The 20,041-nt window shown below is 66.6% G+C and carries 19 protein-coding genes; 6 read left to right on the plus strand and 13 right to left on the minus strand.

Features of this window, described 5'->3' with window-relative positions; all coding sequences use genetic code 11:
* Positions 1-13 precede the first annotated feature (13 nt).
* The 12 genes from ASD15_RS16555 to ASD15_RS16610 all read right to left on the minus strand — a co-directional run bounded on the left by ASD15_RS16555 (position 14) and on the right by ASD15_RS16610 (position 11,746).
* Positions 14-1,786 (minus strand): AMP-binding protein, encoded by a 1,773-nt coding sequence (locus tag ASD15_RS16555; RefSeq protein ID WP_057156024.1) that lies wholly within the window; start codon positions 1,784-1,786, stop codon positions 14-16.
* 18 nt (positions 1,787-1,804) lie between these two features.
* A complete protein-coding gene (locus ASD15_RS16560) occupies positions 1,805-2,350 on the minus strand; it encodes a hypothetical protein (protein WP_057156025.1) in 546 nt (181 codons plus the stop codon).
* A 1-nt stretch (position 2,351) separates the two neighbouring features.
* Positions 2,352-2,624, minus strand: a complete 273-nt coding sequence (locus ASD15_RS16565) for an acyl carrier protein (protein ID WP_229418215.1) — start codon at positions 2,622-2,624, stop codon at positions 2,352-2,354.
* Between the two features lies 1 nt (position 2,625).
* Positions 2,626-2,886 carry a phosphopantetheine-binding protein gene (locus ASD15_RS16570; RefSeq protein WP_057156026.1) on the minus strand — a complete coding sequence of 87 codons (261 nt, stop codon included), beginning with the start codon at positions 2,884-2,886 and terminating at the stop codon, positions 2,626-2,628.
* The gene (locus ASD15_RS16575; protein WP_057156027.1) at positions 2,879-3,652 is read right to left on the minus strand and encodes a 1-acyl-sn-glycerol-3-phosphate acyltransferase; all 774 of its coding nucleotides are present in this window, start codon (positions 3,650-3,652) and stop codon (positions 2,879-2,881) included. The genes ASD15_RS16570 and ASD15_RS16575 overlap by 8 nt, the downstream gene beginning before the upstream one ends.
* The gene (locus tag ASD15_RS16580; protein WP_057156028.1) at positions 3,645-4,385 is read right to left on the minus strand and encodes a beta-ketoacyl synthase chain length factor; all 741 of its coding nucleotides are present in this window, start codon (positions 4,383-4,385) and stop codon (positions 3,645-3,647) included. The genes ASD15_RS16575 and ASD15_RS16580 overlap by 8 nt, the downstream gene beginning before the upstream one ends.
* Before the next feature lie 156 nt (positions 4,386-4,541).
* Entirely contained in the window at positions 4,542-5,591 is a 1,050-nt protein-coding gene (locus ASD15_RS16585) for an AbrB family transcriptional regulator (protein ID WP_057156029.1), read from the minus strand.
* A gap of 5 nt (positions 5,592-5,596) precedes the next feature.
* Positions 5,597-6,664 carry an ABC transporter ATP-binding protein gene (locus tag ASD15_RS16590; RefSeq protein ID WP_057156030.1) on the minus strand — a complete coding sequence of 356 codons (1,068 nt, stop codon included), beginning with the start codon at positions 6,662-6,664 and terminating at the stop codon, positions 5,597-5,599.
* A gap of 39 nt (positions 6,665-6,703) precedes the next feature.
* The gene (locus ASD15_RS16595) at positions 6,704-8,488 is read right to left on the minus strand and encodes an iron ABC transporter permease (protein WP_057156031.1); all 1,785 of its coding nucleotides are present in this window, start codon (positions 8,486-8,488) and stop codon (positions 6,704-6,706) included.
* Positions 8,489-8,518: 30 nt separating this feature from the next.
* Positions 8,519-9,604: an ABC transporter substrate-binding protein gene (locus tag ASD15_RS16600; protein ID WP_057156032.1), complete on the minus strand. Its 1,086-nt coding sequence runs from the start codon at positions 9,602-9,604 to the stop codon at positions 8,519-8,521.
* Between the two features lie 40 nt (positions 9,605-9,644).
* Complete coding sequence (locus tag ASD15_RS16605; RefSeq protein WP_082551875.1) at positions 9,645-10,652, minus strand: tripartite tricarboxylate transporter substrate-binding protein; 1,008 nt, start codon at positions 10,650-10,652, stop codon at positions 9,645-9,647.
* A 32-nt stretch (positions 10,653-10,684) separates the two neighbouring features.
* A complete protein-coding gene (locus ASD15_RS16610; RefSeq protein WP_057156033.1) occupies positions 10,685-11,746 on the minus strand; it encodes a porin in 1,062 nt (353 codons plus the stop codon).
* Positions 11,747-11,947: 201 nt separating this feature from the next.
* On the opposite strand from ASD15_RS16610, the gene ASD15_RS16615 reads away from it, so the two are divergent.
* From ASD15_RS16615 to ASD15_RS16635, 5 genes are all read left to right on the plus strand, one after another.
* The gene (locus ASD15_RS16615; RefSeq protein WP_057156034.1) at positions 11,948-12,643 is read left to right on the plus strand and encodes a response regulator; all 696 of its coding nucleotides are present in this window, start codon (positions 11,948-11,950) and stop codon (positions 12,641-12,643) included.
* Positions 12,644-12,756: 113 nt separating this feature from the next.
* Positions 12,757-14,139: a sensor histidine kinase gene (locus ASD15_RS16620; protein WP_229418229.1), complete on the plus strand. Its 1,383-nt coding sequence runs from the start codon at positions 12,757-12,759 to the stop codon at positions 14,137-14,139.
* A gap of 167 nt (positions 14,140-14,306) precedes the next feature.
* Positions 14,307-15,740 carry a sensor histidine kinase KdpD gene (locus ASD15_RS16625; RefSeq protein WP_057156035.1) on the plus strand — a complete coding sequence of 478 codons (1,434 nt, stop codon included), beginning with the start codon at positions 14,307-14,309 and terminating at the stop codon, positions 15,738-15,740.
* The gene (locus ASD15_RS16630; protein ID WP_057156036.1) at positions 15,730-16,314 is read left to right on the plus strand and encodes a hypothetical protein; all 585 of its coding nucleotides are present in this window, start codon (positions 15,730-15,732) and stop codon (positions 16,312-16,314) included. The genes ASD15_RS16625 and ASD15_RS16630 overlap by 11 nt, the downstream gene beginning before the upstream one ends.
* Positions 16,314-17,672, plus strand: coding sequence for a sigma 54-interacting transcriptional regulator (locus tag ASD15_RS16635; RefSeq protein WP_057156037.1), 1,359 nt, complete (start codon positions 16,314-16,316; stop codon positions 17,670-17,672). Before ASD15_RS16630 ends, ASD15_RS16635 begins: the two co-directional genes overlap by 1 nt.
* Before the next feature lie 87 nt (positions 17,673-17,759).
* On the opposite strand, the gene ASD15_RS33670 is transcribed toward ASD15_RS16635, so the two are convergent.
* Positions 17,760-19,373, minus strand: a complete 1,614-nt coding sequence (locus ASD15_RS33670; protein ID WP_057156038.1) for a methyl-accepting chemotaxis protein — start codon at positions 19,371-19,373, stop codon at positions 17,760-17,762.
* A 310-nt stretch (positions 19,374-19,683) separates the two neighbouring features.
* Between ASD15_RS33670 and ASD15_RS16645 the strand changes: the two genes are divergently transcribed.
* A complete protein-coding gene (locus ASD15_RS16645) occupies positions 19,684-20,010 on the plus strand; it encodes a BON domain-containing protein (RefSeq protein WP_057156039.1) in 327 nt (108 codons plus the stop codon).
* The last annotated feature ends 31 nt before the right edge of the window (positions 20,011-20,041 follow it).

Here is a 20,041-nt window from a genome sequence, read left to right on the forward strand (position 1 = left end):
GACTGCTTTCAGGTTATGGTGTCACGAACAAGATGCGTCCGCTGGCATGCTGCCCGGCGGCGGACAAATAGCGGAACTGCACGCTGCCCTTGGCGGCATCATGCTGCAGTTCGAGCCGCACCACGGCGCCGGGCCGGATCACCTGCTGAAATTTCAGCGCGGCGACCTCGCGGAATACGGCCGGCAGATCGAAATAGCGGCGGCAGTAGCCTATCGCCCAGTCGAGCTGGGCGACGCCCGGCAGCACCGGGGCGTTTGGAAAATGGCCGTCGAAATACAACAAGTCGGCGGGCACGGTCAGTTCCAGCGCCACGCTGCCGGCCGAGCGATCCAGCTCGCGCAGCTGCGGTTCGCGCGGCCTGGCGCCGGCTGGCGCGGCATGGCCCGGCCCCGCCGCCGTCAACAGTTCGAGCAGCGCGGCATGGGTGGTCTTGCCCTGCGCATTGACCGGCAGCGTGGCCGGATAACGCCAGCGGCGCGGTAAGGCCACCGCTTCGGCGAACGGGACCAGCAGCGCGCGCAGCGCGCGGTTCATGGCAAGCTTGCCGCCTGCCGCCAGCTGCGCCCGGCCAGCTTCGGACAACACCACAACGCCGGCCAGCTGGCCGCGCGCGCTATCGTCCTGCAGCACGCGCGCCTGCGCCACCAACGGCGACTGCGACAGGGCACGCTCCAATGCGTCCAGCGAAATGCGTTTCTCCGCCACCTTCACGATGCGGTCGGCGCGCCCCAGCAGTACAAAGCGGCCGCCGTCGGCCGCCGCCACGCGGTCGGCCAGCGCCAGCCAGCCTTCGCCCGGCAGGGGCGGCAGATGCGGCGAACGCACTTCCAGGGCGCCGTCATCGGCAGCGATGCGCCACGCCACATTCAGGAAGGGTTGCCAGGCGGCGCTATCCCCGGCCGCGCTGCGCTGGCGCCAGGCCACGCCACCGCTCTCCGAACTGCCGTACACTTCCATCGGCACCGTCCCGAGCAGGCAGGCGCAGGCATGCGCCGCCTCCTCCGGCAGCGGGCCGCCCGACGAATACACCGCCCGCAGCTGCGCGCGCGCGCCGCGCCAGTCCAGATGCGCCGGCAAGCGCGCCAGCTGGGCCGGGCTGCTGACCAGCACCGCAGGCCGCAGCGCCAGCAGCTCGGCCAGTTGCTCAGGGTAGGCCGCGCTGGCGGCATGCAGCGGGCGTGCAGCGCACAGCGGCCACAGCACTTTGAACAGCAAACCGTAGATGTGCTGGTGCGACACGGTGGCCAGCACGCTGGCGCCGCGCAGCTGCGCGCCGAACATCCGCTCCAGCACCGACAGCTCGCTCGACAGCTGCGACAGGCGCTTCGGAATGGCTTGCGGCGCACCGCTGCTGCCCGAGGTATGCACCACCAGCACGTCGGCCGCCGCATCGAGCGGCGGCAGCTGCGGCAACGCCGGCTGGGCGCCGCTGCCGGCTGCCGGCGCCGCAGCGGGCTGTATCGGGGCCAGCGCCGCCGGGAACTCGCCGAGGAAACCGTCCACGTGCTGCGCCAGCGCGGCGCAACTGGCGGGCAGCGCGTCCGCCGTCAGCCACACCGTCTTGCCGGCGTGCCAGGCGCCCAGCAGCGCGGCGGCAAATTCCAGGCTGTCTTCGATGTACAGCGCATAGTGGCGTCCGGCGCTGCCGGCCAGCGCGCCACGCCACGCATGCAGGCGCGCTGCCAGCTCACCATAGCCGACCGGCATGCCGGCACGCCAGCCGGCCACGCCGTCGGGATCGCGTGCCGCCAGCGCGGCGGCCAGATGGGATAGATGATCAGACATGGCAACGTTAGTCTTAAGTTACTTTTGATACTGGCGACGGAAATGGCGGCGCGCCAGCAGTTCGCCTGCGAAAAGCAGCCCCATCAGAACATAGGCAATGACGCCGTTGTAGAGCGACCACACTGCCTCCGAAGTCCAGAGGGCAGTGGCGAGCGCACAGCCGCCGTTAAGCAGAAAAAATACGCACCACAGCTGCGTCACCCGGCGCGTATAAGCAACCGCCTCAGCCGGCAGATCCGGCTCGCGCAAGCGCGCCAGCCGCTCCACCATGGACACCGGCGTGGTTAAGCTATAGCCGAAGGCCGCCAGGAAGGCGGCATTCACCAGCACCGGATACAGCTTCAGCGGTAACAGCAGATTGCTCCACAGCGCACAGGCGGCCAGCACAAGCGCGCCGCCAACCGACCAGCGCGCCGCGCTGCTCAGCTTCATCGCCGGCAAGCGGGCGCCTGCGGCCACCACCAGCAGCAGCGCCAGCCAGCGCGGCTCAAACTGCCCGTGTCCCAGCCAGATCGCCAGCGGATACAGCAGCGTGACCAGGACCGCGAGGGCCGTCCACGCCATCTCAGGCGGCCTGCTCGACCGCCAGCCCGGCCAGGGCATCGACAACATCGCTGATGGTACGGATAGTCTTGAACACTTCGGGCTGCAGCCGCTTGCCGGTCAGCTGTTTCAGTTTGACAGCGAGGTCCACCGCGTCGATGCTGTCGATATCCAGATCCGCATACAGATTGGACTGCGGCGTCAGTTCCGCCGCATTGAGCTCAAACATCTCGGCCAGCAGTCCGATCACCCACTGCTGCATCTGTTCCCGGTTCATTGCATTCAGGTCGATCATGTCACGCTCCCTTCTTGCCCTGGCTTTCCACCAGGGCCGCGAGCGCGCGCACCGAAGCGAAATGGCGGCGCGTATCGGCCGAGTCGGCCGATAGCGAGATGCCATACCGCTTCTGCAGCGCCACGCCCAACTCCAGCGCATCGATAGAATCCAGCCCCAGGCCTTCCACGAACAGCGGTTCGTCGGCGTTGATATCGGCTGGCGTAATGTCTTCCAGTTGCAGCACTTCGATAATCAGTTCTTTGACTTCTTGTTCAAGCATGATGCTGGTACTTCCCCGTAAAATATTGTTGTAGGTACTCGGTCAGATTGCGCGCCGCCATGACCTCGCTGGCGCCCTCCCCGATAAAGGCGGCAATCGGCAAATCGTCCTGCACTGCGATGCTGAAGCGCGCCAGGCGCGGCGGCACTTTCCACCACGGCTCCCCTTTGCGCAGCGTGGCCGGCCGGCACTGAATCAATACCGGCGTAATGTCGCGCGCGCCGCGCACGGCGATGTTGGCCGCGCCGCGCTTCAGGCTGATTTCACCGCTGCCCGCGGTGCGCGTCCCTTCCGGGAAGATAATCAGGTTGTTGCCGCGCTCCAGCGTGGCAATGCAGTCGGCCACCAGATCCGCGCCGCCGTTGTTGGCGATATAGCCCGCCGCGCGCACCGGACCGCCAGTAAAAGCGTTGTTCCACAATTCAGCCTTCACCACGCAGTCGGCCCGCTTCACGAACGCCATCAGGAACACCGTGTCCAGCAAGGTCGGATGATTGGCCAGGATCAGCAACCCTCCGCGATCCAGCTTTTCCAGTCCGTGCAGCTCGTAGCGCAGGACACCCAGGACACGCATCAGATCGATATAAGTGCGGAAGGCCGCGCGTATCACGCGGCGTGACCACGCCACTCGCCGCTCGGGATCGCGCACCAGCAATTGCAACGCCGGGAACACTGCCACGCGCAGCAGCAAGCCGCCAAACCCGAACAACGCAAAACTGAACCCGGTGGCGAACACCCGCCAGCAGAGAAAGGCCTTATCAAGCATCGCGGCTCCAGCGCCAGCGGCGGTTGCTTGCAGCGCGCTCCAGCGCCGGCGCACCGCTCAGGTAAAAGCGCAGCACATCCAGCGTGCCGGGGCCAGCGGCCGCCGCTTCGGCACCGGCGTCGGCATCGGCCTGCCAGGACAGCGTCATACTGTCTTCTCCGGCTGGCGCCAACAGCCATGCGAACGCGTGCGGCTGTTCGGCGCAGTCCTCGAATTGCTGCAAAAATTCCGGCAAGGGGCAGTCGCCCGCCACCAGCAGCACTTGGGGCGCCCCGTCCGCCAGCAAGCCGCACGCCTCGATCACGGCGTGCTCCAGCGAGCTCGCGCCTGCAGCCAATGCCACATGATTGGAGCGTTCGGAGCGGGCTATCGAAAACAGGCCGGCTGTCGCGTTATGAACCGCCATGCCGAAAGCGGCCGGAGATAATGCCTCCGCACGCGCCAATTGCCCCAGCAATTCCATGGCACGGCCAACTTCGCCATGCCTGGAACAAAACACCATGGGAACGCCGGAATTATCACCAAGGCAATCATACGCAACTTGCAATACCATTTTCCCCAACTGGCCGGCACGGCGGCGCAGCATGGCCGGCATTTGCTTCACTCCCGGCTCCCCCTCCCGCTCAATCGGCGCGGGTGCACGGCTCCAGCGCATCCAGGCTTCGGGCGTTTCAACGCCTGGAGCCCATGCAGCATGCCGCACAATGGTGAATGAAATTGCCGGTGCACGCATGGGATAAACTGATTGAACGCGCTATGCGCTAGGCCGCCCATTATAAACGGTGGTATTTCTTTTGACCAAGCCAAACGTTCAAAATGCAAGAGACGGATTTATATTGCACAAATCTATCCAATTCTCACATTAACAAAACAACATACTAAAATTACATTAATCGCGGAATTTTCTCCGCCGCATGCGGCGGAACAGCGGCCCTATCGCCAGCACCAGTACCACCATGCGCGAGACATGGAAAGCGGTGACGATGGGCACGCCGAGGTGCAGGGTCTGCGCCGTGAGCGACATTTCGGCGATGCCGCCGGGCGAGGTGGCCAGGATGGCGGTGCCGGGATTCAGGCCCGCCAGTTGCGCGAGCACCAGGCCGAAGGCGGCGGCCAGCGCCAGCGCCAGCGCGCTGCAGGCCGCCACGCTGGCCAGGTAGCGCGGCGCGGTGCGCAGGAAGCCGGGCGCAAAGCGCGTGCCGAGCGAGATGCCGATGAACAGCTGGCCAGCCTTCACCATCCAGTCCGGCAAGCGGCTCAGGTGCACGCCGAAGGCCGTCAGCAGCAAGGCCATCAGCAGCGGGCCTATCACCCAGGCATTGGGCAACCGGCCCTTCTTCAGCGCCAGCGCGGCGCCGCTGGTGAGCAGGATCAGCGCCAGCAGGCCAAGCGGCTGCACGCTGCGCGCGCCGGGAACGAACAAGTCCGTGCCCAGGCCCAGGCCGTGCCTGCCCCAGTACTGGATCGCGAACGGGATAATCCCGACCACCATCATGATGCGCAAGCTGTGCGCGGCGGCCACCCGTTCCACGTTGGCGCCATGGTGCTCGCCCTGCACCGCCATTTCCGATGCGCCGCCGACGGCCATGGCGAAGAAGGCCGTGGTGCGGTCGGTGCGGGACAGTTTGTGCAGCAGCCAGCCGCAGAAGCAGCCCAGCGCCAGCGCAAAGGCGACGGCGGCGGCGATCCAGCCCGCCCGCGCCGCCAGCACGGCCAGCACCGGCGCCGTGAAGTACAGGCCGAGCGCCGTGCCGATGGCCCACTGCCCCGCTTCGCGTGCCGAGACCGGCGCGCTAAGGTCGACGCCGCACAGGCGCAGCGCGGCGGTGGCAAAGAGCGGGCCTATCATCCACGGCAGCGGCGTGTTCAGGTACACGCACAGCAGCGCGGCAACGATGCCGGCCGCCAGTGCGGAGAGAAAGGCCGGCCCCGGTTTCACGCCGTTCAGAACACCCAGAGTTTATCGGCCGGCAGCTGCAGCCAGTAGCTGCCCGCGTCCAGCCTGTACTTCGAGTATGCGCGCAGGCTGATGTCGCCGCTGGCGCTCTTGAACAGGCATTCCCAGCGGTCGCCCAGGTACATGCAGGTCAGCAGCGGGATCTCGACGGCGTTGTCCACTTGCGTCGAACTGACCCGTACCTCCTCCACGCGGATCAGCGTGGCCGGTTCGGCCATGCCGGCGCCGCGCGCCGTGCCTTGCAGCCTGGCGCCGTTCACTTCCAGCGTCACCTGCGCGCCGTCGCGCGACAGCACCTTGGCCGGCAGGCGGTTGTTGCTGCCCATGAACTCCGCCGTGAACAGCGTCTCCGGCGTTTCGTACATGCTTTGCGGCGTGCCCTGCTGCTCGATCTTGCCGTTGTTGAGCAGCAGGATGCGGTCGGAGATCGCCATCGCCTCGCCCTGGTCGTGCGTCACCATCAGCGCCGACAGGCCCAGGCGCACGATCAGCTCGCGCAGGAAGGCGCGCGCCTCCTCGCGCAGCTTGGCGTCCAGGTTGGACAGCGGCTCGTCCAGCAGGATCACGGGCGGGTTGTACACCAGGGCGCGGGCAATCGCCACGCGCTGCTGCTGGCCGCCGGACATCTGGTGCGGATAGCGCTCGCCCAAATGGCCCAGGCCCAGCTGCTTGAGCACCTCCATCACGCGTTCCTTGATCTCGGAAGCGCCCATCTTGCGCAGCTTCAAGCCGTAAGCGACGTTGTCGAACACAGTCTTGTGCGGCCACAGCGCGTAGGACTGGAACACCAGGCCCAGGTTGCGCTGCTCGGCCGGCATCTCGAACGAGTTCGATCCGTCGAACATGGTGCGGTCGCCGATATGGATGGTGCCCAGCTTGGGACTTTCCAGGCCGGCCACCGCGCGCAGCAAGGTGGTCTTGCCGCTGCCGGATGGTCCCAGCAGGGCAACCACTTCGCCCTTCTTCAGGTGCATCGACACGCCCTTGAGGATGGGGTTGGCGGTGGCGCCCTGGCCATATTCCAGGTGCAGGTCGTTGACGCTTAATTCGTTCATGGCGAGGTCTCGTTTCATGATAGTTCTCTCTTTGTGCGCTTAGTTATGCAGCTTGACGCCGAAGCGCAGCGCAATGCCGAGGCCCACGGCCACCAGCGTAATGTTAATGAAGGACAGCGCCGCCACCAGGTCGGTCGACCCGCCGGCCCACAGCGACACCAGCATGGCGCCGATCACCTCGGTGCCTGGCGACAGCAGGTACACGCCGGTCGAGTATTCGCGCTCGAAGATCAGGAACACCATCAGCCATGCACCGAACAGGCCGTACTTGATCAGCGGCAGGGTCACGTCGCGCGTCACCTGGCCGCGCCTGGCGCCCACGGCGCGTGCCGCCTCTTCCAGTTCCGGGCCCACCTGCAGCAGCGCGGTCGAAATCAGCCGCATGCCGTAAGCCAGCCACACCACCGAGTACGCCAGCCACACCGCGAAGATGGTGGAGCGCAGCGAACGCAGCGCCGGCACCAGGTGCTCGCTCAGCCACAGGGCCAGGCCGTTGTCCATGCCCTTCAATATGCCGTCCAGCCAGGAAGGCACGAACAGGAACACCCACAGGAAGGCCAGGCCAGCCAGCAGGCCCGGCACGGCGCGCGGCACCAGCACGCTGTAGTCCAGCGCGCGGGTGATGCCGTCCGGCTTGCGGTGCATGGCCAGCGCGATGGCGCTGTAGCAGGCCACGGCCAGGCCGCCGCCGATCACGCCGATCAGCACTGTGTTGACGATGCCGCGGATCAGCGAAGGTTCGGCCAGGATGTCGCGGAAGTGGTTCAGCGTCAGCACGTCGGCCAGGTGCACGCCCTCGCCCCAGTACTGCACAAAGGAGCGCAGCACGATGCCGGTCAGCGGCATGACGATGGTGAACAGCAGCCAGGCGGCCAGCAGGCCGAAGGCCAGCCACTTCCACTTACCGAGCGGCATGGCCTTGCTGCGCGCGCCCTTGCCCTTGATGGACACGTACTTGTTGGCCGACTTGAGCAGCCAGCGCTGTATCATCACCAGCGGCAGCGTCACCATCACCAGGCACACGGCGACGGCGGCCATCAGGTGGTAGGACGGGGTGCCCAGCTTGTTGGTCAGCTTGTACAGGTAGGTCGGCAGCACCAGGTGGCCTTCCGGGTCACCCAGCACCAGCACCAGGCCGAACACTTCGAAGCCGAGGAAGAACACCAGCACGCCGGCATAGGCCAGCGCCGGCATGATCATCGGCAGCGACACGTTCACCATCACCTGCAGCGGCGAGGCGCCGGCCACGCGGGCCGCCTCCTCTACGTCCGAGCCCAGGCTTTTCAGGGCGGACGAGGCGTACAGGTAGACGTGCGGCACGTGGGTCAGGCCGGCGATGATGACGATGCTGGTGAAGGAGTAGATGTTCCACGGCACGAAGCCGAGCAGCTCCTTGGCCCAGGTGGAATAGAAACCCACCGGCCCCATCGACACCACGTAGCCGAAGCCCATCACCATCGGCGAAACGAAGATCGGCACCAGCAGCATCGGCGCGATCCAGCCCCGGCCCGGCAGGTCGGTGCGTATCATCAGGAAGGCCAGCGCGCCGCCCAGCGGCACGGCGATCAGGGTCAGGCCGGTGGCCAGGGTCAGGCCGTTCTTGAAGGCCATCGCGAAGTCCGGGTCGTCGATGATGAAACGGTACGCGTCCAGGCCGAGCACCTTGTCCGGCATGAAGAACGGCGCCGACAGGAAGCTCTGGTAGAAGATCAGGAACAGCGGCAGGAAGATGGCGATCACGGTCAGCGTCACCACCACTCCGCGCGGCCAGTTCAAGCTTCGGCGGCCGCTGCCGCTGATGCTGGATGGGGTCAATGTTTGCATGATAGTGCCTCGGTTTTCAGCGTGCTGGGCTTACTTCTTGCCCGCGGTTTCTTTCCACTGCTTCAGGAAGGCCATGCGCTTGGCCGGCCCCAGGAACTGCAGCACGATGGGGTGCACCGGCACCGGCTTGACGTTGTCCTTGCCGATCTGCTTGATCAGGTCGGCCGACGTGGTTTCACCGGTGACGTCGGCGCGAATCGCGTACAGCTTGGAGTCGTTGGCGATCACGGTCTGGCCGCGCTGCGACAGCATGAAGTCCAGCCACAGCTTGGCCGCGTTGACGTTCTTGGCGGCCTTGTTGATGAACATCACGCGCGACAGGATCAGCGTGTAGTCCTTCGGCAGCACCACGCCGATCGACGGATCGGTCTTGGCGCGCACCAGCGCGTAGGAGCCCAGCACGTTGTAGCCGATCAGGTTTTCACCCGACGAAATGCGCTCCATCATGGTGCCGGTGGACGACTGCACGCGCACCTTGGCCACACCGAAGGCGTTTTCCAGTTCGAGGAACTTGGGATTTTCGCGCGCGTCCTGGGTCATGAACATGAAGCCGACGCCGGATTTCTCGATGTCGTAGGTGGTGACCTTGTCCTTGAACTTGGGTTGCTGGATCAGCCTGGTGAAGTCGGCGTGCGTCTGCGGCACTTCCTTCGGGTCCACCAGGCGCTTGTTGTAGACGATGGCGGCCGGCTCGAAGGTGGTGCCGTAGGCCTGGTCGTCCCACATGGCCCAGCCCGGGATCTTCGGCGCTTCGACCGATTTGTATTTCATCGCGTGGCCATCCGAGGCCAGGCGCATTTGCAGGTCCATCGCGGAGGACCACACCACGTCGGCGGTGTTGCCGCCGGCGGCCGCTTCGGAGATGAAGCGGTTGTAAACCTCGGTGGAATTCATGTCGTTGTACTCGACCGAAATGCCGGGATACATGGCGCTGAACTCCTTGATCAGCGGCTGGGTCGCCTTGCTGTCGGTGGCGCCATAGACCACCAGCTTGCCCTCTTTTTTCGCGCCGTCGATCAGCTTCTGGTAGTCGGCCGGGTAGCCGGCGGGTACTTGTGCAAAAGCTGCGGACGCGACGAGGGAGGCCGCGACGGCCAGGGTCGATTTGATGAACATGTGAGTCTCCAGTTAAGTTGGTTTTTTGTAGCTAGCTTGCTTAGCGCACCAGGCCGAATTCGCTGGCGCGCTTGCCGTAGTCGTCCACGGCTTTGCGCACATGGTCGGCGAGCGCATCGCCGGTCAATACGAAGGGATACAGGCCGTAGGCTGCGCGGGCCTCGGCAAATTGGGGGGTCGCCATCATGCGGTCGAACAGCCGTACCCACTGGCGGTAGTCCTCCTCGGGCACGTGGGGCCCCATCCACACGCCGCGGATGATGGGCCAGACCACGTCCACGCCCTGCTCGCGCGCGGTGGGCACGCCCGCCAGAACGCCTGGCAGGCGCTGTTCGGCCAGCACCGCCAGCACGCGGGTCTTGCCGTTGCCGGCGTACAGCGTGGCCTCGGACGCGTCGCCCGACACGACGTGCACATAGCCGGCGTCCATCGCCGTGAAAGCCTCGCCGCCGCCTTCGAGCGCCACGAAGCGCAGCACCTTCGGGTCCACGCCGGCGGTGCGCATCACCAGCGCGATCTTCAGCCAGTCCTGGCTGCCGATGGTGCCGGACACGCCGATCAGCACTTTCTCTGGATGCTTCTTCAGCGCCGCCACCAGGTCGCCCAGCGTTTTGTAGGCCGAGTCGGAACGCACGGCGATCATGCCGTAGTCCGCGCCCAGCGCCGCCACCCAGCGCACGTCGTCCGCCTTGGCCTTGCCGAACTTGCCCTGCGCCAGATTGAGCAGCGAGCCGCCCGAGAACACCACCAGCGTGTTCGGGTCGGCGCGCCGCCGCGTCATCAGCGAATGCCAGGCCACCGCGCCTATGCCGCCGGGCACATAGCTGATGTGCACGTCGCGCGGGGCGCCGCCGGCCAGCGCCTGCAATCCCTTCTGCGCCAGCTTGCAGGTCAGGTCCATCGCGCCACCCGGCTTGGACGGCACGATGCACTCGACGCGGCCCGGCACGGCGGCGGCAGGCCTGGCCGGCTTGGCTGCATCGGCCGCAGCGGCGCCCGCCGTCGCCAGCACGGCAAGCGAGAACAAGAAGGAGGACAGGGCTTTCATGGCTGGGGTTCCGTAGCTGAAGTTCCGTGCGCTTAGAAGCGGTGCTGGATGCCGGTGACCACGCCGCGCTGGTTGGTGTCGAAGCCGGCGTCGTCGCGCGACAGGCCGGTCAGCTGGCCGTTCTTCGACTTGGCGTAGGCCGCCGCCACGTATACGTCGGTGCGCTTGGACAGCGCGTAACGGTAGCGCGCCACGAACATGGTCGGATCGGCATCCTTGCCGGCGGCGACGTTCTTCACGTTCACGCGGTACACCGCGCCGGTGAGGGTGGTGTTGGGGATGCCCTTGTAAGCCACGCCGGTCCACCATGTGGTGGCTTTCACGTCCGCCGTGGCGGCCTTGCCGGACACCAGTTTGTAGTCGCGCATCACGCCCCAGAACTTGAACGGGCCGGTTTCATAGCTGGCGCCCAGGTGGTAGACGGTGTTCTCGTCGCGGTTGCCGGTGACGGCCACGGTGTTGCCATTGATGCGTTCCCAGGTCGCCATCAAACCCAGGCCGTTGGCGGCGTAAGCCACGTTGCCCGCCACCTTGCGGCTGTCGGACTGGCCGGTGGTCTGTTCGCCCATGCCGTAGGTGGCGCCGTATTTGAAGTTGCCGGTGCTGCCGGTGTACTTGATCAGGTTATCGAAAGCCGTGGTGAAGCCGTACTTGCCCGGGCCGGTAGCCGGGCCGCTGGTGGCCCACGAGTAGTAAGGCGCGAAGCCCATCGGATCGTAGGAGATCACGGTGTCGTACACGGAGGTGAAGGAGCGGCCGATGACCACGCGGCCGAAGCTGCCCTCCAGGCCCACGTTGGCCTGGCGCTTGAACAGCGGGCCGTCCTGGGCGCCGCTGTCGAGCAGGATGCCGCCTTCCAGCTGGAACACCGCTTTCAGTCCGCCCCCCAGGTCCTCGGTGCCGCGCAGGCCCCAGCGCGACGTGTTCATGCCGCCGGAAATCACGCTGGTCTTGGAACCCCCGGTCGGCGTGGCGTTGGAAGCGCTTTCGACGCCAGCGTCGATCAGGCCATAAACCTGCACGTTCGACTGCGCGTGGGCCGCGCCGGCCAGAGCGCAGGCTGCCGCCGCCATCGCCAAAGTGGACTTCTTCATGGGTGTCTCCTATAGATATAATTGTTGGTGATATGCCTGATCACTGAAATCAGGGCTCCACTATAGGTTTCACTTCCTTTCAATTCTCTTTCACTGCGAATTCACTGCGAATCTTGTCGTCATGTCACCACAAGGAATTTACTTTTGGCGGCGCGGCGAGGAAGATGCAGGCCTGAGCATACACCGGGCAACACCAATATCATGCGCATCCTCCTCGTTGAAGACCACATCGAACTGCAGCACTGGCTGGCCAAAGCCCTGCGCGACTCCCATCTGACCGTGGAATGCGCGGACAACGGCGCCGACGCCGACGCCCTGCTGCACACGCAGGAATACGCGCTGGTGATCCTCGATCTGACCTTGCCGCGCATGGACGGGCTGGAGGTGCTCAAGCGCCTGCGCGCGCGCGGCGGCCCGCGCGGCAAGACCCCGGTGCTGATCCTGACCGCGCGCGGCGGGCTGGAAGAACGCGTGCAGGGCCTGAACCTGGGCGCCGACGACTACCTGGCCAAGCCGTTCGAACTGGCCGAACTGGAAGCGCGCGTCAAAGCGCTGCTGCGCCGCAGCGTGGGCAACGAAGCGCTTGTGCACAGCTGCGGCGCGCTCAGTTTCGACACCATCACCCGCATGTTCAGCTACCACGGCGCCGCGCTGGCGCTCACGCCGCGCGAGCACGCGGTGCTGGAAGCGCTGATCAGCCGCAGCGGGCGCGCCGTGTCCAAGGAAAAGCTGTTCGACGAAGTGTTCGCGCTGGCCGACGACGCCAACCTGGACGCGATCGACCTGTACATCCACCGCGTGCGCAAGAAGCTCGAAAGCAGCCTGCCGGGCGCCGCCGCCATCACCACCTTGCGCGGCATCGGCTACCTGCTGCAACCGCGCGAGCCGGCCGAGTAATGGACCGCGAGCGCGCATCCGGCCCGCCGGCGCAGGCCATCCCGGTTCCAGCCCCCGCGCCGGCCAGCGCCGCGCAGGCCGCCACCCCATTGGGCAGCCTGCGCGGCCAGCTGATGCGCTGGCTGCTGGTGCCGCTGATCTTCCTGATGGCGCTGGACGCGGTCTCGGTCTACCGCAACGCGCTGGACGCGGCCGACATGGCCTACGACCGCTCGCTGCTGGCCTCCACGCGCGCGCTGGCCGAGCGCGTCTCCGTCCAGGATGGCAAGGTGGTGGCCGATGTGCCCTACGTGGCGCTGGACAGCTTCGAGACCGACACGCTGGGCCGCATCTTCTACAAAGTCAGCGGCATCAACGGCGAAACCGTGTCCGGCTTCGCCGACCTGCCGCCGGTGCCTGCCAACGTGCCGCGCTCGGAAGCCTATCCGGCGCTGGTGCGCTTCTACCACGCCCGGTACAACGGCCAGCCGGTGCGCATCGCCGCACTGCTGCAGCCGGTGTACGACGACAGCATGCGCGGCATCGCCCTGATCCAGGTGGCCGAGACGCTGGACGCGCGGCGCGGCCTGTCGAACCAGATCCTGCTCGACACGCTGCTGTGGCAGGCAGGCCTGATCCTGGCCACGGCGCTGCTGGTCTGGTTCGCCGTGCGGCTGGTGCTGAAACCGCTGATGCGGCTGAAGGAAGCGGTGGAAACGCGCAGCGTGTCCGACCTGTCCGACGTCGATCCCGCGCTGGTGCACAAGGAAGTGCGGCCGCTGGTGGAAGCCATGAACGGTTCCATGTCGCGCATCCAGAGCCTGATCGCCAGCCAGCGCCGCTTTATCGCCGACGCCTCGCACCAGCTGCGCACCCCGCTCACGGTGCTCAAGACCCAGTCCGAACTGGCGCTACGCGAAGCCGACCGCGCCCCCTGCGACACGGCCGCGCTGCGCAGCATGGTGCAAGGCATCGCCGCCACCACCGACTCGGCGGTGCACCTGGCCAACCGCCTGCTGATGCTGGCGCGCATCGAGCACAGCGGCGGCGCCGACCCGGTGCCGGTGGAACTGCGCGCGCTGATGCAGCAGGTGGCGCTGGAACTGGCGGTGCCGGCGGTCAGCCGCAACATCGACCTGGCGCTGGAGGCCGAGCAAGAGGCGGTGGTCCCAGGGCAAGCCCTGCTGCTGCACGAAATGGTGGCCAACCTGGTCGACAACGCGCTGCGCTACACGCCGGACGGCGGCAGCGTCACCCTGCGCGTCGGCCCCGGCGCAACCGGCGCCGGCACCGTGCTGGAAGTGGAAGACAGCGGCCCCGGCATCCCGGAAAGCGAGCGCGAGCGCGTGTTCTCGCCCTTCTACCGCGCCGCCGCCTCCATGCAGCGCAACCCCGGCGGCGCCGGTCTCGGCCTGGCCATCGTGCGCGATATTGCCGCACTGCATGGCGCCACCATCGCTCTCGGCGACGGCGCCCACAACCAAGGCCTCAAAGTATCCGTATCCTTTCCCACCTGAAGCATCTTCCTACAAGCGAGCTAAGCCGCATTTCGCCCACTTCGGGGTCAGACCCCGAATTCGGGCAAATGCGGCTCAGCTCGGCAGGTGCAATCGGACGCGGAGTTTGGGCGTTTTCCCCTATGATGCGCGGGATACGCTGCTGAGCCGTCCGGCCCCCGTTTCCTATGTTTCCCAAGCTGTCATTCCGCCATTTGCTGCTGGGCGTGTTTTTGCTGATCGCCGTGCTGCTGAGCGCGACGTCGGTGCATGCCCTGCTGACCCTGGACCGCCTCGCCGCCCATAGCCGCGAGGCGGGCCAGCACGCCATCGCGCTGACCGAGAATGCGCAGCGCCTGGCCGAACGCAGCGTGGCCATGGAGCGCAGCGCGCGCCAGTTCCTGGTGCTGGACGATCCGGCCTTCCGCCAGCGCTACGCCGAGGCCTGGCGCGACGCCCAGGCGGCCCTGGCGGCCGTGGCCGCCGGCCTGCCCGGCGCGCCGCCGCAAACCTTTGCCGACTGGAACCAGCGCAGCGCGGCGGCGTGGGCGGTATTACAGACCCCGCGCGCGCGCCGCGCCGGACGCCAGCAGGCGCTGAACCAGGCCTTGAACCAGGCCCTGGGCGGCCTGCCCGCCATCAGCCAGGCCTTGGAGGACGAGGTGAAACGCGAAGTGGAGCGGCGCAACCAGATGCTGCTCGATGAGCTGGACCAGCGGCGCGGCGTGCTCACCGGCCAGGTGGCCGCCGCCATCGCCGTCGCCGCGCTGCTGGCGGTCGGCTTCGGCGCCTGGGTGTCGCGCCCGCTGAAACAGATCGAACAAGCCATCCACCGCCTCGGCGAGAACCGCTACGGCGACGCCATCGCCGTCGAGGGGCCGAACGATTTGCGCCGCCTGGGCCAGCAGCTGAACTGGCTGCGCCAGCGCCTGTCGGACCTGGAGGCCGACAAGTCGCGCTTCCTGCGCCATATTTCGCACGAGCTGAAAACGCCGCTGGCCGCGCTGGTGGAGGGCGTGGCGCTGCTGGAAGACCAGGTGCTGGGCGCGCTCACGCCCCAGCAGCGCGAAATCGCCGTCATCCTGCGCCAGAACACCGCCTCGCTGCAGAACCAGATCGAAGACCTGCTGCGCTATAACGCGGCCAATTTCGACGCCCAGCACTTGCTGCGCGCGCCTTGCGAACCGGCCGCGCTGCTGCACGAGGTGATCGCCAACCAGCAGCTGCAGCTGCAGGCGCGCGCCCTGGTCGCACGGGTCGACGGCGCGCCGCGCGCCATGCCGATGGACCGCGACAAGATGGCTATCGCGCTGGGCAACCTGCTGTCGAACGCGGTGCGGTTCAGTCCACAGGGCGGCACGGTGCGCTTCACGCTGGACGAGCACCAGGGGCTGCTGCGCATCGATTGCATCGACCAGGGCCCCGGCGTAGCGAAAGAAGACGCCGAGCGCGTCTTCGAGCCCTTTTATCAAGGCGAACGCCAGCCGCCCGGCGCACGGCGCGGCAACGGCATTGGCCTGTCCATCGTGCGCGAATACGTGCAGGCGCATGGCGGCAGCCTGCATCTGCTTCCCTCCCAGGCGGGAGCCCATTTTCGGATCGAACTTCCTTATGACCAGTAAATTGCTGTCCCTGCTGCCCGCGCTGCCCTTGTTGCTGCTGGGCGCCTGCGTGACGCCGGCCCCGCCGCCACCGCCGCCGCCGGTGATGGTGGCGCCGCCGCCAGTCGCGCCGCTGGCGCAAACGCCGCTCACGCATGTCTCGCCGCAGGACGAGGCCGCGCCGCTGCTGGCCTACCATCAAAGCCTGCGCCGCATGGCGCAAGGCGAGCTGCTGAAAGAACTGAGCGGCTTGAGCCTGCAGCAATCCACGCCCAAGCTGTCGCTGCAGATCGGCATGATCCTGATGCTCACACGCGGCACCGGCGACCTGGCGCGCGCGCAGGCGCAATTCGACAGCGTGGCCACGTCCAACGAGCAGGCGGCGCAATCGATCAAGCCGCTGGCGCAGCTGCTCTCGAGCCACTGCGCCGAGGCGCGCCGCCTGTCCGAGGCCAACGAGAAGCTCATCGCGCAGCTGAAGGAAAACCAGCGCAAGACCGAACAGCTGAACGATATGCTGGAGGGTTTGAAGGCGATCGAACGCAACCTGCCGGTGCGGCCGCCGCCGCAATCGTCGGCGCAGGGAGGCCGCTGATGGCCGGCGCCCACATCCTGCTGGTCGACGACGATCCGGACCTGCTGCGCCTGCTGTCGCTGCGGCTCAGCGCCAACGGCTACCGCGTGACGGCGGTGGGCAGCGCGGAGGCGGCGCTGGCGCGGCTGTCGATCGAGCTGCCGCAGCTGGTGGTGAGCGACATCCGCCTTCCCGACCGCGACGGCATGGCGCTGTTCCAGGAGATCCGCTCGCAGTACCCGGCGCTGCCGGTGATCCTGCTGACCGCACACGGCACCATACCGGACGCGGTGGAAGCGACCACCTTGGGCGCCTACGCCTACCTGACCAAGCCGTTCGACGCCAAGGTGCTGCTGGAGCGCATCGAGCAGGCGCTGAGCCTGACCGCGCCGGCGCCGGTGCACGGCGGCGGCGACGAAAGCTGGCGCGAGGAGATCATCAGCCGCAGCCAGTCCATGGCCGAGCTGCTGGCCGAAGCCAAGCTGGTGGCCGCGTCCGACGCCAGCGTGCTGATACGCGGCGAGAGCGGCACCGGCAAGGAGCTGCTGGCGCGCGCCATCCACCGCGCCAGCCGGCGCGCGAAAGCGCCCTTCATCGCCGTCAACTGCGGCGCCATTCCCGAGCAACTGCTGGAATCGGAACTGTTCGGCCACGTGAAAGGCGCCTACACGGGTGCCGTCAACAGCCGCGAAGGCCTGGTGCAGGCGGCCGACGGCGGCACCCTGTTCCTGGATGAAATCGGCGACATGCCACTGCTGCTGCAAGTGAAGCTGCTGCGCGTGCTGCAGGAGCGCGTGGTGCGCCAGCTCGGCTCCGACCAGGGGCGGCCGGTGGACGTGCGCATCCTGTCCGCCACCCACCGCGACCTGGACACGGCCATGCTCGAGGGCCAGTTCAGGGAGGACTTGTATTACCGGCTCAACGTCATCACGCTGACCTTGCCGCCGCTGTCCGAGCGGCGCGAAGACGTGGCGCTGCTGGCCACGCGCTTCCTGCATGCGCTGGCGGCCAAGTACCAGAAGACCGTCAGCGGCTTCGCGCCGGGCGCGCTGGAGGCGCTCACGCGCGCTTCCTGGCCCGGCAACGTGCGCCAGCTGTACAACGTGGTCGAGCATGTGTGCGCGCTGGCCACCGCCCCGCTGGTGCCGCTCACGCTGGTGCAGCGCGCGCTGCGCGTGCCGTCGCTGGAAGTGCTCAGCTACACCGAGGCCAAGCAGCGCTTCGAGCGCAACTACCTGGTGCAGCTGCTCAAGCTCACCGACGGCAACGTGGCCGACGCGGCCCGCCTGGCCGACCGCAACCGCACCGAGTTCTATCGCCTGCTGCAGAAATACGACCTCAACGCCGCCCAGTTCCGCGCCGACGGCGCCGAGTCGTAGGGCCGCTGGCAACCCGCCATGGCAGGCATGGCGCCGGCGGCCTGCGCGTTGCGCGCCCGGCGCGCGCCGCCAGTCCGCCCTGCGGCTTCACCTGAGCGCCAGCGCCCGGCTGGAGGCCGGGTTGTGGGCATGCTGGCGCGCGGCGCCCGCTTCGATCTTGAACACGCTGACCGCCTGCGCCAGGCTGGCCGCCTGGTCTTGCATGGCCTTGGCGGCGGCCGCAGCCTGCTCGACCAGCGCCGCGTTCTGCTGCGTGACGTGGTCCATTTCGATGATCGCCTGGTTCACCTGTTCCACGCCGGTGGTCTGCTCGCCGCTGGCCAGCGCGATCTCGCCGATGATGGCGCTGACCCGCTGCACGCTCGCCACCACTTCCGTCATGGTGGCGCCAGCCTGGTCCACCAGTCTGGCGCCCAGGTCCACGCGTTCCACCGAGTCGCTGATCAGCGCCTTGATCTCCTTGGCCGCCGCGGCCGAGCGCTGCGCCAGGTTGCGCACTTCGGACGCCACCACCGCGAAGCCCCGGCCCTGCTCGCCCGCGCGCGCCGCTTCCACCGCCGCGTTCAGCGCCAGGATATTGGTCTGGAAGGCGATACCGTCGATCACGCCGGTGATGTCTTCGATCTTGCGCGACGCGTCATTGATGCCTTGCATGGTGGACACCACCTGCGCCACCACTTCGCCGCCGCGCACGGCCACGCTGGCCGCATTCGAGGCCAGCTGGTTGGCGTGGCGCGCGCTGTCGGCATTCTGCTTGACCGCCGAACTGATTTCCTCCATCGACGCGGCCGTTTCCTCCAGCACGCTGGCCTGGCTCTCGGTGCGCGAGCTCAAGTCCATATTGCCTTGCGCGATCTCGGCGCTGGCGGTGGCCACGCCATCGGCATCCTCGCGCACCGTGGCCACGATGCCCTGCAGGCTGGCCCGCATGTTTTCCAGCGCCTGCAGCAGCTGCGCCGTCTCGTCCTTGCCTTCCACCCGCATGGCCACCGTCATGTCGCCCTCGCTCATGCGGTGCGCGCTGCCCACCGCCACCGCCAGCGGATTGGTCACGTGCCGGCTGACCGCAAAGCCGAGGAACACGCCCGCCGCCAGCCCGGCCAGCACCAGCACGATGGTGACGTTGCGGCTGCCGGCGTACAGCTCCGTGTTGGCGTCGGCGACAGCTTTGGCTTCGCTTTCCTTGAGCTGGGACAGCTTGGTCATGGCCACGCCCAATTGCACGCTGGGCTGGACCACGTTGGCGCGCATGTATTGCTGCAGTTCGCTGTCGGCGTGCATCTCGCTGCTCTTGATGCGTCCCATCAGCCCGTCGGCGGCCGCCTGGTCGGCACGAATGACGTCCTGCAGCTGCGCCACCTGGCGGCGCCCCTCTTCTGTCGTAAACAAAGGGCTCGCCTTTTCGATAAAGGCCTGGCTCTTGGCGCGGCCATCCGCGATGCGGCCCCAGGCGTTGTCGCGCTCGGCCTGGCTGGTGGCGAGGATGGCGTCGCGCAGGCCGACCACGGCCTTCAGGCGCTCCACATTGGCCTCCTTGAAGTATGACAGGCCCATCAATTCCTTCTGGTAAAGACGGGTGTCGGCGTCGCTGATGCGCTTCATGTTGTAGATGGCATAGGCGCCCAGCAGCGCGCCTATCGTGGCCACCGCGATGAATGCCAGCACCAGCTTGGTAGAAGTCTTGTAGTTGGACAATTGCATGAGCAGGTCTCCTTGGGTGGGTGTTCAGACTCTACCCAATCGCCGCGCGCCGAGCCATAGCCTTTTTTTCTGTCGTTGCGTGGCGACAGAAAAATGTCCTTGTTATTCAGTGACTTATGAAAATCGCTTGGGAAGCTGTCGCCATATCACGACAAATCATGTGGTGAATCTGCTGCCTGTCGGCAAGTTAATCTTGGCAAATTTACCAAACCCTTGATTTTATTGGAGTTTTTAGAGCTGGCACACCGCTTGCAATAGGATGGATAACGTCACAAGGCGTTCCTTTAAAAACCTTTATGGAGTAGCAAACATGACGAATACCAAAATGATCACCCGCCTGCTGGCCGCCGCCACCCTGACCGCCGCTTCGATTACCGCCGCCTACGCCGTGCCACAGCAAGAAGGCGCGATGGCTGGCGTCGGCACTGCCGCCACCGCCACCGACAGCGCGCTGAGCAAGAAAGTCCAGGCCGCGCTGGGTGACTACAAAGGCGTGGGCGTTACCGCTGCCCAGGGCGTGGTCACGCTGACCGGCCAAGTCGCCAACACCGATATCGGCACCAAAGCTATCCAGGCCGCCTCCGCCGTTGAAGGCGTGAAGGAAGTGAAAAGCGAACTGACCGTCGCCAGCAAGTAATCAAGTTGTAGCGAAGTTTTTGTAGCACCCG

The organism is Massilia sp. Root351, assembly GCF_001425045.1.
Classification (GTDB): domain Bacteria; phylum Pseudomonadota; class Gammaproteobacteria; order Burkholderiales; family Burkholderiaceae_D; genus Rugamonas.